Genomic DNA, 14269 nt, shown 5'->3' with positions numbered 1-14269 from the left:
ATGAAAGCAGAACTACGCAAGAAAATTTTGCAAGAAATGAAGGCTATCCCTCGAGAGCAAAAACAGTTTATAGACCAAGCTTTAACAGAACGACTTTTACACCATCCCTTTTACCAAGAAGCCAGGGTCATCGCAAGCTACCTCTCTTTTCCTCATGAATTTCAAACGCAGGAACTGATTGAGCAGGCGCTGAAGGACGGCAAGAAGGTTCTGATCCCCAAAACTTATCCCAAGGGGCGCATGGACTTTGTGGTCTATGATCCGCAACAGTTGGTAAAAACTTCCTTTGGCTTACTGGAACCACAGGGAGATTTGGAAGTGGTGGATGCCTCTCAGATTGATTTGATTCATGTTCCTGGTCTGGCTTTTACGACGGAAGGATATCGGATTGGATACGGTGGAGGCTATTATGACCGCTATCTGGAACATTTTTCTGGTCATACTTTGAGTACGGTTTATCCTTATCAAATTCAGGATTTTATCCCTGAAAAGCATGATATTCCTGTTCAGGAGGTTTTAATTGATGAAGGAAATCTTTGATAGACGTTACCCTGTAACGAGTTGCTTCCTCTTAGTGACGGCCTTGGTGTTTCTACTAATGTTGGTGACTACAGGTGGAAACTTTGACAGGGCGGATACCTTATTTCGATTTGGAGCCATGTATGGGCCTGCTATTCGGCTCTTTCCCGAGCAGATTTGGCGTCTCTTTTCTGCCATTTTTGTTCATATTGGGTGGGAGCATTTCATTGTTAATATGCTTTCGCTCTATTATCTTGGTAGGCAAGTAGAGGAAATTTTCGGATCCAAGAAGTTTTTCTTTCTCTATCTTTTATCAGGAATGATGGGCAATCTCTTTGTTTTTGTATTTAGTCCCAAATCCTTAGCAGCAGGAGCCTCTACCTCTCTTTATGGGCTATTTGCCGCGATTATTGTTCTTCGCTATGCTACTCGGAACTCCTATATCCAGCAGCTAGGCCAATCTTATCTGACACTTTTTGTGGTTAACATTATTGGAAGTGTTCTGATTCCAGGAATCAGCCTAGCAGGCCATATCGGTGGTGCAGTCGGCGGAGCATTTCTAGCAATTATCTTTCCAGTTCGAGGAGAAAGAAGGATGTATGGTACCAGCCAGAGGTTAGGAGCGGTAGTGTTATTCGTAGGACTCGCAGTTTTGCTTTTCTACAAGGGAATGGGGTTGTGACGACTAATATGTAAACTTGAATAAGAAAAAAAGCTACTTGAAAAATGAGTAGCTTTTAATGATTTTGGAACTATTCGAACCAACACAGCTCTAAAAATAAGTCTTTGTGTGTAGATGATTTGAGAAAGTGAGCGCCCATTCTATCGCGAAGAAGTCATTTGTAAATAAGTTTTTTTGCAGAAAATTGAGAATGGTGTGCTTTTTTATTTCTTTTGTATCGTAAGTTTCTAGAATATAGTGTTGTATCAGTCTTATTATATATTTTAAAAATAGAAAATGTTATAATATTAGAAATTGATTGAAGAATTATTAGAATAAAAGAGGTATAAAGTTGGAAAATTGTGTTTACATTATTTCAGGCCCCCCAGGCGTTGGGAAAAGTACTGTTAGTAAAGAGTTAGCTTATTCTTTTGATAAAAGTGCAGTTATAGAGGGGGATTTGATTTACTTAATGATTAAAGGTGGTATAGTGGCTCCCTGGGAAGATGAGGGCTATTACATGGATTTGTTTTGGGACAATATCATCAGCTTGACCAATAATTTTATAACTCGAGGCATCTCTGTCGTAATAGAGTATGTCATTTTTGAATACCAACTGAAGAAAATTGCTTCTTTCTTAAAAGAAAAACAAATTGGTCTAAAATATTGTGTCTTAATGGCCGAAGAAAAAACCTTGAAAGATAGGGATGATTCTCGAAAAGAAATTGAAAGAGTGGGCAACTTATCAATACAAGCAAGAAGTGAGTTTCTAGCTAAAAATAAGGAGAAGGAAAAACATTTTCTGTATACAGATGATTTAGACGTCCCCAAAATAGCAAATATCATTAAAACTTCAAATCGATTTTTGATTGAAAATCTGTAATCCATCATTAAGGACCGAAGTTGAGTTGGTAGATTTAGAGACATATCTCATAAATCTTTAAATTGTATGTAAATTTGTAAAATAATTAAGTCTCCAGAGTCAACTTGCTGGAGACTTAATTTATTAACTGGAAACTAATTCTATTCCCCCTCAGCTAATTCTTTTCCCAATTGGATGAGGTAATCTTTCAAGTCATCTTTGACTTGTGGGTGCTTGAGGGCATAGTCAATAGATGTTTTCATAAAGCCAAACTTATCGCCAACGTCGTAACGAGCTCCTGTAAATTCGCGGGCGAAAACACGTTGAGTTTTATTAAGTGTATCAATAGCGTCGGTAAGTTGGATTTCATTTCCAGCACCGGGAGCTTGATTTTCGAGGATCTCAAAAATTTCTGGTGTGAGCAGATAGCGTCCGATGATTGCCAAATCACTTGGGGCATCTTCTGGAGCTGGTTTTTCAACGAAAGTTTCGACACTGTAGAGACCATTAATCCCTTCACCCTGAGGAGCGATAACTCCATATGCTGAAACGTCTTCATGAGGGACAGGCATAACAGCAATTGTTGATGCATGAGTCGACTCGTAATCATTCATCAATTGTTTTGTCAAAGGTACAGCGTTGTCATCTGTGATATCCATTAGGTCGTCACCCAGCATGACAACGAAGGGCTCATTCCCTACAAAAGCTTTTGCTTGTAAGACAGCATCGCCAAGACCACGAGGATGGCTTTGACGGATAAAGTGAAGGCGAATGCCAGTTGTTTCGTCTACCAATTTTAGCAAGTCATGTTTGCCTTTTTCTTTGAGGTTGTACTCAAGCTCAAAGTTTGAGTCAAAGTGGTCTTCAATAGAACGTTTTGATTTACCAGTGACAACTAGAATATCTTCAATACCTGATTTAAGAGCTTCTTCGACGATAAATTGGATAGTTGGTTTGTCCACAATTGGCAACATTTCTTTAGCAAGTGCTTTGGTTGCTGGTAAAAATCGAGTCCCGAGTCCAGCGGCAGGGATGACTGCCTTTCTAACTTTTGATGTCATAAGAATCCTTTCTTTAGAGGGTTAAGACCACTCATTTTCTGCTTTAAATTCATTGTTCATGATGTCATAAATGGCATCTTTGATATTGGTTCCGTGGTAGATAACTTGATAAATGGCTTGTGTAATGGGCATATAGACTCCAAGTTCTTGCGCTAGTTCGTAGGCTGCTCGAGTCGTTGAGATTCCTTCAATCACCATGCCCATATTGGCTTCGATATTAGCTAGAGATTCTCCACGACCAAGAGCATCTCCGGCTCTCCAGTTACGAGAGTGGATGGAGGTTCCCGTTACGATCAAGTCTCCTACACCAGACAAGCCACTATAGGTCAATGGATTGGCACCGAGTGCTACTCCTAGACGGGTAATTTCTGCCAAACCTCGAGCGATGATGGCTGCCTTAGCATTGTCACCAAATCCCAGACCATGTAAAGCACCGGCACCGACAGCAATAATATTTTTAAGAGCACCAGCAGTTTCAACTCCGATAACATCCGTATTGGTATAAAGTCGGAAGTAGTGATTACTAAAGAGTTCTTGAACGTATTGAGCTGTTTGTAAATCTTTAGAAGCAGCAGTGATTAAAGTCAGGTCACGTACAATGGTTTCTTCCGCATGACTAGGTCCTGAAACAACGACAATATCACTGCGGAGATGTTCAGGAATTTCTTCTTCAAGGATAGTTGATAATCGTTTATGGCTATCAGGTTCTAATCCCTTTGATGCGTGCATGATGATAGCCTTATGGTCCAAGGTTTTTGCAACTTGTTGGGCAACAAGTCGTGTCACTTTTGTTGGGACAACAAACAAAAGCGCATCTACATCTTTCAGTGCCTCTGCTAAGTCGGTGTAGGCAATGATATTTTCATCTAGAACGACATCTTTAAAGTAGTGTTTGTTAGTATGATTGGTATTAATTTCATTGATTTGTTCGGGAAGATTTCCCCAAATACGTACCTCGTGTCCATTGTCATTTAAGACTTGTGAAAGGGCAGTTCCCCAAGAACCAGGCCCCAAGACGGCGATGGTTTGTTTTTCCATATTCCCCTCCTTTATAACCTTCTTTTTACTATTTTACCATAAAAACCTTTATCATGCATTACTGTAGATGAAAGCGCACTAATTTGTATCAAGGAGACTTCTTTGACAAGTTCCCACTTTTTTGCTAGAATAACATCACACAAACAGAATGAGAAGGAGCTGACGCATTGTCGCTCCCTTTTGTCTATTTTTTAAGGAGAAAGTATGCTGATTCAGAAAATAAAAACCTACAAGTGGCAGGCCTTGGCTTCGCTCCTGATGACAGGCTTGATGGTTGCTAGTTCACTTTTGCAACCGCGTTATCTGCAGGAAGTGTTAGACGCCCTCCTTGCTGGGAAATATGAAGCCATTTATAGTATAGGGGCTTGGTTGATTGGTGTGGCCTTGGTCGGTCTAGTTGCTGGTGGTCTTAATGTTGTCCTAGCAGCCTACATTGCCCAAGGAGTTTCATCCGATCTTCGAGAGGATGCCTTCCGTAAAATCCAAACCTTTTCTTATGCTAATATTGAACAGTTTAATGCGGGAAATCTAGTCGTTCGCATGACAAATGATATCAACCAGATTCAGAACGTGGTCATGATGACCTTCCAAATTCTTTTCAGACTTCCCCTCTTGTTCATCGGTTCGTTTATCTTGGCGGTTCAAACCCTACCTTCTCTGTGGTGGGTGATTGTTCTCATGGTGATCTTAATTTTTGGTTTGACTGCTGTCATGATGGGTATGATGGGGCCTCGTTTTGCCAAGTTTCAAACCCTTCTTGAACGCATCAATGCCATTGCCAAAGAAAATCTGCGTGGGGTTCGTGTGGTCAAGTCCTTTGTCCAAGAAAAAGAGCAGTTTGCTAAGTTTACAGAGGTCTCAGACGAGCTTCTCGGTCAAAATCTTTACATTGGTTACGCCTTTTCAGTAGTGGAACCTGTCATGATGTTGGTCGGTTATGGAGCGGTTTTCCTCTCTATTTGGCTAGTTGTAGGGATGGTTCAGTCGGAACCGTCAGTTGTTGGCTCCATTGCTTCCTTTGTCAATTACCTAAGCCAAATTATCTTTACCATTGTCATGGTTGGATTTTTGGGAAATTCTGTCAGTCGTGCCATGATTTCTATGCGTCGTATTCGAGAAATTCTTGACGCAGAGTCAGCTATGACTTTCAAGGATGTACCAGATGAAGAGTTGGTCGGAAGTCTTAGCTTTGAAAATGTAACTTTTACTTATCCAATGGATAAGGAACCGATGCTGAAAGATGTGACCTTTACTATCGAACCTGGTCAGATGGTTGGTGTCGTTGGAGCGACTGGTGCAGGAAAATCAACCTTGGCTCAATTGATTCCACGTCTCTTTGACCCACAGGAAGGGGCTATCAAAATCGGAGGTAAGGATATTCGAGAAGTGAGTGAAGGGACCCTGCGTAAAACAGTTTCTATCGTTCTCCAACGTACCATTCTCTTTAGTGGAACGATTGCAGATAACTTGAGACAGGGTAAGGGAGATGCCACTCTATTTGAAATGGAGCGTGCAGCCAATATTGCCCAAGCTAGTGAATTCATTCATCGTATGGAGAAAACCTTTGAAAGTCCAGTTGAGGAACGAGGAACCAATTTCTCAGGTGGGCAAAAGCAAAGGATGTCGATTGCGCGTGGGATTGTCAGCAATCCGCGTATTCTGATTTTTGACGATTCGACCTCAGCCTTGGATGCTAAGTCAGAGCGCCTGGTGCAAGAAGCCTTGAATAAGGAATTAAAGGGAACGACAACCATTATCATCGCTCAAAAGATTAGCTCGGTTGTTCATGCAGATAAAATCTTGGTTCTAGATCAAGGACGATTGATTGGTCAAGGTACGCATGCAGACTTGGTTGCCAACAATGCTGTTTACCGTGAAATCTACGAAACACAGAAAGGAAAGGAGGAGTAAAATGAAGACAGTTCAATTTTTTTGGAATTATTTTAAAGTCTATAAGCTATCATTTGTAGTTGTTATCCTGATGATTGTTTTAGCAACTCTTGCCCAAGCCCTCTTTCCAGTCTTTTCTGGACAAGCAGTGACAGAGCTAGCTAATTTAGTTCAAGCTTATCAAGATGGCAATCCAGAACTTGTTTGGCAAAGCCTATCAGGAATCATGGTCAATCTTGGTCTGCTGGTTTTGGTTCTATTTATCTCTAGTGTGATATACATGTGTCTCATGACGCGCGTGATTGCAGAGTCGACAAACGAGATGCGCAAAGGCCTCTTCGGTAAGCTTTCTCGCTTGACGGTTTCTTTCTTTGACCGCCGACAAGATGGCGATATCCTGTCTCGTTTTACCAGTGATTTGGATAATATCCTCCAAGCCTTTAACGAAAGTTTGATTCAGGTCATGAGCAATATTGTTTTATATATTGGTCTGATTCTCGTCATGTTTTCGAGAAATGTGACGCTGGCCCTCATCACCATAGCAAGCACACCAGTGGCCTTCCTTATGCTGATTTTTATTGTAAAAATGGCACGCAAATACACCAACCTCCAGCAAAAAGAGGTAGGGAAACTCAACGCCTATATGGACGAGAGTATTTCAGGCCAAAAAGCCGTGATTGTGCAAGGAATTCAAGAGGATATGATGGCAGGGTTTCTTGAACAAAATGAGCGCGTGCGCAGGGCAACCTTTAAAGGAAGAATGTTCTCAGGAATTCTTTTCCCTGTCATGAATGGGATGAGTCTGGTCAACACAGCCATCGTTATCTTTGCTGGTTCGGCCGTTCTATTAAACGATAAGACTATTGAAACAAGTACAGCCCTAGGTTTGATTGTTATGTTTGCACAATTTTCACAGCAGTACTACCAGCCTATTATTCAAGTTGCGGCTAGTTGGGGAAGCCTTCAGTTAGCCTTTGCAGGTGCTGAACGAATTCAGGAAATGTTTGATGCAGAGGAAGAAATTCGACCTGAAAAGGCGCCGACCTTTACTAAGTTGCAAGAAGGTGTTGAAATCAGTCATATTGATTTTTCATACTTACCTGATAAACCTATTTTGAAAGATGTCAGCATTTCTGCCCCTAAAGGCCAGATGACAGCGGTTGTTGGGCCGACAGGTTCAGGAAAAACCACTATTATGAACCTCATCAATCGCTTTTATGATGTTGATGCTGGTGGTATTTATTTTGATGGCAAAGACATTCGTGACTATGACTTGGATAGTCTCAGAAGCAAGGTGGGGATTGTCTTGCAAGATTCGGTCTTGTTTAGCGGAACGATTCGAGACAATATCCGTTTCGGTGTACCAGATGCTAGTCAAGAAATGGTTGAGGCAGCAGCCAAAGCAACCCACATTCACGACTATATCGAAAGCTTGCCTGATAAGTACGATACCCTTATCGATGATGATCAAAGCATTTTCTCGACAGGACAAAAGCAATTGATTTCTATCGCTCGAACCCTGATGACAGATCCAGAAGTTCTCATTCTCGATGAAGCAACTTCAAACGTAGATACGGTGACAGAAAGCAAGATTCAGCATGCCATGGAGGCAGTTGTAGCAGGTAGAACCAGTTTTGTCATTGCCCATCGCTTGAAAACTATTCTCAATGCTGATCAGATTATTGTCCTCAAAGATGGAGAAGTCATTGAACGTGGTAACCACCATGAACTTTTGAAACTGGGTGGATTCTATTCAGAACTTTATCACAATCAATTTGTCTTTGAATAAGAAAGAAGTTGTCCTATGTGGGCAGCTTTTTCTTATCCATAAAAAATATTTATCACAGTCTTAAAAAAAACATATTAGACGAAAGTCATTTTGAGTGATATGATAGGACTATCGTTAACATTCGAAAGGAGAGGCATCATGGCTAGAACGATTGTAGGAGTTGCTGCAAATCTATGTCCTGTAGACGCAGAAGGTAAAAACATTCATTCATCTGTATCTTGTAGATTCGCAGAGAGCATTCGTCAAGTCGGTGGTCTCCCTTTAGTCATTCCTGTTGGTGATGAGTCAGTTGTACGCGATTATGTGGAAATGATTGACAAACTCATTTTGACAGGCGGGCAAAATGTCCATCCTCAGTTTTATGGAGAGAAAAAGACCATCGAGAGTGATGATTACAACCTAGTGCGCGATGAGTTTGAATTGGCACTCTTGAAGGAAGCGCTCCGTCAGAATAAACCAATTATGGCAATCTGTCGCGGTGTCCAACTTGTCAATGTTGCCTTTGGGGGAACTCTCAATCAAGAAATCGAAGGTCACTGGCAAGGATTACCTTTCGGAACATCTCACTCTATTGAGACAGTAGAAGGAAGCGTGGTGGCTAAGCTATTTGGAAAAGAAAGTCAAGTCAACTCCGTCCATCGTCAAAGCATTAAAGATTTGGCACCTAATTTTCGTGTAACTGCTATTGATCCAAGAGACCAGACCATCGAAGCGATTGAGTCTATCGATGAGCACCGCATTATCGGTTTGCAGTGGCATCCAGAGTTTCTGGTCAATGAAGAAGATGGCAATTTAGAATTATTTGAGTATTTATTGAATGAACTGTAACGACTGGAACATCTAGTCGTTCTTTCTTTTATTTTTTCAAAATTTTTGGAATGTGGGATTTTTACGCAAACGTTTGAATTCTGATAAAAATTGGAGAAATTCGACAAAAAACTTGAAAAAAACGAAGGTAAGCGTTATGATAGAAAAGAAGAAATATTGGAGGAATAACATGTCACATATTAAATTTGATTATTCAAAAGTTTTAGACAAATTTGTTGCACCACATGAAGTGGAATACATGCAATCACAAGTAACAGCAGCAGATGAATTGATCCGTAAAGGAACTGGTGCTGGTAGCGACTTTTTGGGATGGTTGGACCTTCCTGAAAACTACGACCGCGAAGAATTTGACCGCATCTTGAAAGCTGCTGAGCAAATCAAATCAGACAGCGATGTTTTGGTTGTAATCGGTATCGGTGGATCTTACCTTGGTGCCAAAGCAGCAATCGACTTCTTGAACCACCACTTTGCAAACTTGCAAACAAAAGAAGAACGCAAGGCTCCACAAATCCTTTACGCAGGAAACTCAATCTCATCTACTTACCTTGCTGACTTGGTAGAGTACGTAGCTGATAAAGATTTCTCAGTAAACGTGATTTCTAAATCAGGTACAACAACTGAACCAGCGATTGCTTTCCGTGTTTTCAAAGAACTCTTGGTTAAGAAATACGGTCAAGAAGAAGCAAACAAACGTATCTATGCAACAACTGACCGCCAAAAAGGTGCTGTTAAGGTTGAAGCAGACGCTAACGGTTGGGAAACATTTGTTGTTCCAGATGATATCGGTGGACGCTTCTCAGTATTGACAGCCGTTGGTTTGCTTCCAATCGCAGCATCAGGAGCTGACATCAAAGCCCTTATGGAAGGTGCGAATGCAGCTCGCAAAGACTACACTTCAGATAAAATCTCTGAAAACGAAGCTTACCAATACGCAGCAGTTCGTAACATTCTTTACCGTAAAGGCTATGCAACAGAAATCTTGGTAAACTACGAGCCATCACTTCAATACTTCTCAGAATGGTGGAAACAATTGGCTGGTGAATCAGAAGGAAAAGATCAAAAAGGTATCTACCCAACTTCAGCCAACTTCTCAACTGACTTGCACTCATTGGGTCAATTTATCCAAGAAGGAACTCGTATCATGTTTGAAACAGTAGTCCGTGTTGACAAACCTCGTAAAAACGTGATTATTCCTAGCTTGGAAGAAGATCTTGATGGACTTGGTTACCTTCAAGGAAAAGACGTTGACTTTGTAAACAAAAAAGCGACTGACGGTGTTCTTCTTGCCCACACAGATGGTGACGTACCAAACATGTATGTGACTCTTCCAGAGCAAGATGCTTTCACTCTTGGTTACACTATCTACTTCTTCGAATTGGCAATTGCTCTTTCAGGTTACTTGAATGCTATCAACCCATTTGACCAACCAGGTGTTGAAGCTTACAAACGTAACATGTTTGCCCTTCTTGGAAAACCAGGATTTGAAGAATTGAGCAAAGAACTTAACGCACGTCTATAATAGAAGAAAAGAGTGGTTTGTCCACTCTTTTTACTCTCTTTATCCATAGAAATTGGACTCAGCCAAGACTTGTGATATAATATAGAGAGCAAAAAGGCAGACGCCTAGAGACTTTATAGGAGAAACTATGTCAAAAGATATCCGCGTACGTTACGCACCAAGTCCAACAGGACTACTACACATCGGGAATGCCCGTACAGCATTGTTCAACTACCTTTACGCACGTCATCATGGTGGAACTTTTATCATTCGTATCGAAGATACTGACCGTAAACGTCATGTCGAGGATGGTGAACGTTCACAACTTGAAAACCTTCGCTGGTTAGGTATGGATTGGGATGAAAGCCCAGAAACACATGAAAATTACCGCCAGTCTGAGCGTTTGGACTTGTATCAAAAATACATCGATCAACTATTAGCTGAAGGAAAAGCCTACAAATCTTACGTTACAGAAGAAGAGCTGGCAGCTGAACGCGAACGCCAAGAAGCAGCTGGTGAAACACCTCGTTATATCAACGAATACCTCGGTATGAGTGAAGAGGAAAAAGCAGCTTACATCGCAGAACGTGAAGCAGCAGGGATCATCCCAACAGTTCGCTTGGCGGTCAATGAGTCAGGTGTCTACAAGTGGCATGATATGGTCAAAGGTGATATCGAATTTGAAGGTGGCAATATCGGTGGTGACTGGGTTATCCAAAAGAAAGATGGTTACCCAACTTACAACTTTGCCGTTGTCATCGATGACCATGATATGCAAATTTCTCACGTAATCCGTGGAGACGACCACATTGCTAATACACCAAAACAGCTCATGGTTTATGAAGCACTTGGTTGGGAAGCTCCAGAGTTTGGTCACATGACTTTGATTATCAACTCTGAAACTGGGAAAAAATTGTCTAAACGTGACACCAACACCCTTCAGTTTATCGAAGATTACCGAAAGAAAGGTTACCTTCCAGAAGCAGTCTTTAACTTTATTGCTCTTCTTGGTTGGAACCCAGGTGGAGAAGATGAAATCTTCTCTCGTGAAGAACTCATTAAACTTTTCGATGAAAACCGCCTCAGCAAGTCCCCAGCAGCCTTTGATCAGAAGAAACTCGACTGGATGAGCAATGATTATATCAAGAATGCAGACCTAGAAACTATCTTTGAAATGGCAAAACCATTCTTAGAGGAAGTAGGCCGTTTAACTGATAAGGCTGAAAAATTAGTTGAGCTCTATAAACCACAAATGAAATCAGTATATGAGATTATCCCATTGACAGATCTCTTCTTCTCAGATTTCCCAGAATTGACAGAAGCAGAACGCGAAGTAATGGCGGGGGAAACAGTCCCAACAGTTCTTGAAGCCTTCAAGGCAAAACTTGAAGCGATGACAGATGATGAATTTGTAACAGAAAATATCTTCCCACAAATCAAAGCTGTTCAAAAAGAAACAGGTATCAAAGGGAAAAATCTCTTCATGCCTATTCGTATCGCTGTTTCAGGTGAAATGCATGGACCAGAATTACCAGATACAATTTTCTTGCTTGGACGTGAAAAATCAATCCAGCATATCGAAAATATGTTAAAAGAAATCTCTAAATAAGAAGGATGTAATAATGGACATCTGGGAAAAGATGTACGAAGAGGCACAGAAATTGTATAATCCACATGAAGTATCTGATTTTGTTTATGCTAATCATGTCGTTGCCGCAGTAGAAGCAGAAGATGGACAAATATTTACAGGTTTCTGCATGGAGGGAACTTGTGGTGTTTTCCATCTCTGCGCAGAGCGGGCGGCTCTCTTCAATATGTACCAATTTTCAGGACAAACTAAGGTTAAAAAAGTATTAGCCTTTCGAGACAAACCACCTTATGGTGGAAGTTCCGGTATGCCTTGTGGCGCTTGCAGAGAATTCCTCTTAGAGTTGAACGCTGAAAATAAAGATGCAGAATTCATGATGGACTATAATATAAGAAAAACAGTTAAAGTTGCAGAACTAATGCCCTATTGGTGGGGAGAAGAACGTGCTTCTAAGTTTAATAATCAATAGAAGAGTCAGTATAATTCTGGCTCTTTTTACTTAATTTGAAAAAAACAGAAAAAAGTAGTTGACAAAGTATGAAAAGTCTGTATAATAGTAAGAGTTGAAAATAACAGCTCAGGTCCGTTGGTCAAGGGGTTAAGACACCGCCTTTTCACGGCGGTAACACGGGTTCGAATCCCGTACGGACTATGGTGTATTGTGGTTGAGGCACTTGATGAAAAAAGTTAAAAAAGTTTCAAAAAAGTGTTGACAAGCGAAAGCGGCTGTGATATACTAATATAGTTGTCACTTGAGAGAAGCGAGTGACAAAGACCTTTGAAAACTGAACAAGACGAACCAATGTGCAGGGCACTACAACTAAGGTTGTAGTACTGAACAATGAAAAAACAATAAATCTGTCAGTGACAGAAATGAGTGAGAACTCAAACTTTTAATGAGAGTTTGATCCTGGCTCAGGACGAACGCTGGCGGCGTGCCTAATACATGCAAGTAGAACGCTGAAGGAGGAGCTTGCTTCTCTGGATGAGTTGCGAACGGGTGAGTAACGCGTAGGTAACCTGCCTGGTAGCGGGGGATAACTATTGGAAACGATAGCTAATACCGCATAATAGTAGATGTTGCATGACATTTGCTTAAAAGGTGCAATTGCATCACTACCAGATGGACCTGCGTTGTATTAGCTAGTTGGTGGGGTAACGGCTCACCAAGGCGACGATACATAGCCGACCTGAGAGGGTGATCGGCCACACTGGGACTGAGACACGGCCCAGACTCCTACGGGAGGCAGCAGTAGGGAATCTTCGGCAATGGACGGAAGTCTGACCGAGCAACGCCGCGTGAGTGAAGAAGGTTTTCGGATCGTAAAGCTCTGTTGTAAGAGAAGAACGAGTGTGAGAGTGGAAAGTTCACACTGTGACGGTATCTTACCAGAAAGGGACGGCTAACTACGTGCCAGCAGCCGCGGTAATACGTAGGTCCCGAGCGTTGTCCGGATTTATTGGGCGTAAAGCGAGCGCAGGCGGTTAGATAAGTCTGAAGTTAAAGGCTGTGGCTTAACCATAGTACGCTTTGGAAACTGTTTAACTTGAGTGCAAGAGGGGAGAGTGGAATTCCATGTGTAGCGGTGAAATGCGTAGATATATGGAGGAACACCGGTGGCGAAAGCGGCTCTCTGGCTTGTAACTGACGCTGAGGCTCGAAAGCGTGGGGAGCAAACAGGATTAGATACCCTGGTAGTCCACGCCGTAAACGATGAGTGCTAGGTGTTAGACCCTTTCCGGGGTTTAGTGCCGTAGCTAACGCATTAAGCACTCCGCCTGGGGAGTACGACCGCAAGGTTGAAACTCAAAGGAATTGACGGGGGCCCGCACAAGCGGTGGAGCATGTGGTTTAATTCGAAGCAACGCGAAGAACCTTACCAGGTCTTGACATCCCTCTGACCGCTCTAGAGATAGAGCTTTCCTTCGGGACAGAGGTGACAGGTGGTGCATGGTTGTCGTCAGCTCGTGTCGTGAGATGTTGGGTTAAGTCCCGCAACGAGCGCAACCCCTATTGTTAGTTGCCATCATTCAGTTGGGCACTCTAGCGAGACTGCCGGTAATAAACCGGAGGAAGGTGGGGATGACGTCAAATCATCATGCCCCTTATGACCTGGGCTACACACGTGCTACAATGGCTGGTACAACGAGTCGCAAGCCGGTGACGGCAAGCTAATCTCTTAAAGCCAGTCTCAGTTCGGATTGTAGGCTGCAACTCGCCTACATGAAGTCGGAATCGCTAGTAATCGCGGATCAGCACGCCGCGGTGAATACGTTCCCGGGCCTTGTACACACCGCCCGTCACACCACGAGAGTTTGTAACACCCGAAGTCGGTGAGGTAACCGTAAGGAGCCAGCCGCCTAAGGTGGGATAGATGATTGGGGTGAAGTCGTAACAAGGTAGCCGTATCGGAAGGTGCGGCTGGATCACCTCCTTTCTAAGGATAAGGAACTGCGCATTGGTCTTGTTTAGTCTTGAGAGGTCTTGTGGGGCCTTAGCTCAGCTGGGAGAGCGCCTGCTTTGCACGCAGGAGG

At 42.3% G+C, this 14269-nt stretch carries 11 protein-coding genes, 2 tRNA genes and 1 rRNA gene (1 of these 14 running past the window's edge); 12 read left to right on the top strand and 2 right to left on the bottom strand.

Going from position 1 to position 14269, the window contains the following annotated elements; translation table 11 throughout:
• The 3 genes from DXN33_RS06610 to DXN33_RS06600 all read left to right on the top strand — a co-directional run bounded on the left by DXN33_RS06610 (position 1) and on the right by DXN33_RS06600 (position 2063).
• On the top strand, positions 1 to 540 hold the full coding sequence (locus DXN33_RS06610) for a 5-formyltetrahydrofolate cyclo-ligase (protein WP_115904669.1): 540 nt from the start codon (positions 1 to 3) through the stop codon (positions 538 to 540).
• A complete protein-coding gene (locus DXN33_RS06605; protein WP_115904668.1) occupies positions 524 to 1201 on the top strand; it encodes a rhomboid family intramembrane serine protease in 678 nt (225 codons plus the stop codon). The genes DXN33_RS06610 and DXN33_RS06605 overlap by 17 nt, the downstream gene beginning before the upstream one ends.
• Positions 1202 to 1532: 331 nt before the next feature.
• A complete protein-coding gene (locus tag DXN33_RS06600; protein WP_042749927.1) occupies positions 1533 to 2063 on the top strand; it encodes an ATPase AAA in 531 nt (176 codons plus the stop codon).
• A gap of 140 nt (positions 2064 to 2203) precedes the next feature.
• Here the strand turns inward: DXN33_RS06600 and galU are convergent, their stop codons facing one another.
• Entirely contained in the window at positions 2204 to 3103 is a 900-nt protein-coding gene (gene galU, locus DXN33_RS06595) for a UTP--glucose-1-phosphate uridylyltransferase GalU (RefSeq protein ID WP_115904667.1), read from the bottom strand.
• Positions 3104 to 3124: 21 nt separating this feature from the next.
• A complete protein-coding gene (locus DXN33_RS06590; RefSeq protein ID WP_115904666.1) occupies positions 3125 to 4141 on the bottom strand; it encodes an NAD(P)H-dependent glycerol-3-phosphate dehydrogenase in 1017 nt (338 codons plus the stop codon).
• A gap of 204 nt (positions 4142 to 4345) precedes the next feature.
• Here DXN33_RS06590 and patA point away from each other — a divergent pair, with 204 nt between their 5' ends.
• From patA to DXN33_RS06540, 9 genes are all read left to right on the top strand, one after another.
• On the top strand, positions 4346 to 6052 hold the full coding sequence (gene patA, locus DXN33_RS06585) for a multidrug efflux ABC transporter subunit PatA (RefSeq protein WP_115904665.1): 1707 nt from the start codon (positions 4346 to 4348) through the stop codon (positions 6050 to 6052).
• Between the two features lies 1 nt (position 6053).
• The gene (gene patB, locus DXN33_RS06580; protein WP_115904664.1) at positions 6054 to 7820 is read left to right on the top strand and encodes a multidrug efflux ABC transporter subunit PatB; all 1767 of its coding nucleotides are present in this window, start codon (positions 6054 to 6056) and stop codon (positions 7818 to 7820) included.
• Between the two features lie 138 nt (positions 7821 to 7958).
• Positions 7959 to 8648 (top strand): gamma-glutamyl-gamma-aminobutyrate hydrolase family protein, encoded by a 690-nt coding sequence (locus DXN33_RS06575; protein WP_115904663.1) that lies wholly within the window; start codon positions 7959 to 7961, stop codon positions 8646 to 8648.
• A 169-nt stretch (positions 8649 to 8817) separates the two neighbouring features.
• On the top strand, positions 8818 to 10167 hold the full coding sequence (locus DXN33_RS06565) for a glucose-6-phosphate isomerase (protein ID WP_000018268.1): 1350 nt from the start codon (positions 8818 to 8820) through the stop codon (positions 10165 to 10167).
• 127 nt (positions 10168 to 10294) lie between these two features.
• On the top strand, positions 10295 to 11755 hold the full coding sequence (gltX, locus tag DXN33_RS06560; protein WP_115904662.1) for a glutamate--tRNA ligase: 1461 nt from the start codon (positions 10295 to 10297) through the stop codon (positions 11753 to 11755).
• A 13-nt stretch (positions 11756 to 11768) separates the two neighbouring features.
• Positions 11769 to 12203 (top strand): cytidine deaminase, encoded by a 435-nt coding sequence (locus DXN33_RS06555; protein WP_042749937.1) that lies wholly within the window; start codon positions 11769 to 11771, stop codon positions 12201 to 12203.
• 111 nt (positions 12204 to 12314) lie between these two features.
• A tRNA-Glu gene (locus DXN33_RS06550) sits at positions 12315 to 12386 on the top strand.
• A 240-nt stretch (positions 12387 to 12626) separates the two neighbouring features.
• Positions 12627 to 14172, top strand: a 16S ribosomal RNA gene (locus DXN33_RS06545).
• 51 nt (positions 14173 to 14223) lie between these two features.
• Positions 14224 to 14269: transfer RNA gene (locus tag DXN33_RS06540), tRNA-Ala, on the top strand (it continues 27 nt past the right edge of the window).

It is taken from the genome of Streptococcus sp. NM, from assembly GCF_003390135.1.
Lineage (GTDB): Bacteria > Bacillota > Bacilli > Lactobacillales > Streptococcaceae > Streptococcus.
Note: the sequence above shows the minus strand (reverse complement) of the source record. Positions and strands in the feature narration are given on the sequence as shown.

What these genes read in the sequence shown, in the direction of transcription:
- DXN33_RS06575 (WP_115904663.1), top strand. Translation starts at nt 7,959, where the DNA reads ATGGCTAGAACGATTGTAGGAGTTGCTGCAAATCTATGTCCTGTAGAC.
- DXN33_RS06590 (WP_115904666.1), bottom strand. Translation starts at nt 4,141, where the DNA reads ATGGAAAAACAAACCATCGCCGTCTTGGGGCCTGGTTCTTGGGGAACT.
- DXN33_RS06555 (WP_042749937.1), top strand. Translation starts at nt 11,769, where the DNA reads ATGGACATCTGGGAAAAGATGTACGAAGAGGCACAGAAATTGTATAAT.
- DXN33_RS06610 (WP_115904669.1), top strand. Translation starts at nt 1, where the DNA reads ATGAAAGCAGAACTACGCAAGAAAATTTTGCAAGAAATGAAGGCTATC.
- patB (WP_115904664.1), top strand. Translation starts at nt 6,054, where the DNA reads ATGAAGACAGTTCAATTTTTTTGGAATTATTTTAAAGTCTATAAGCTA.
- gltX (WP_115904662.1), top strand. Translation starts at nt 10,295, where the DNA reads ATGTCAAAAGATATCCGCGTACGTTACGCACCAAGTCCAACAGGACTA.
- patA (WP_115904665.1), top strand. Translation starts at nt 4,346, where the DNA reads ATGCTGATTCAGAAAATAAAAACCTACAAGTGGCAGGCCTTGGCTTCG.
- galU (WP_115904667.1), bottom strand. Translation starts at nt 3,103, where the DNA reads ATGACATCAAAAGTTAGAAAGGCAGTCATCCCTGCCGCTGGACTCGGG.
- DXN33_RS06565 (WP_000018268.1), top strand. Translation starts at nt 8,818, where the DNA reads ATGTCACATATTAAATTTGATTATTCAAAAGTTTTAGACAAATTTGTT.
- DXN33_RS06605 (WP_115904668.1), top strand. Translation starts at nt 524, where the DNA reads ATGAAGGAAATCTTTGATAGACGTTACCCTGTAACGAGTTGCTTCCTC.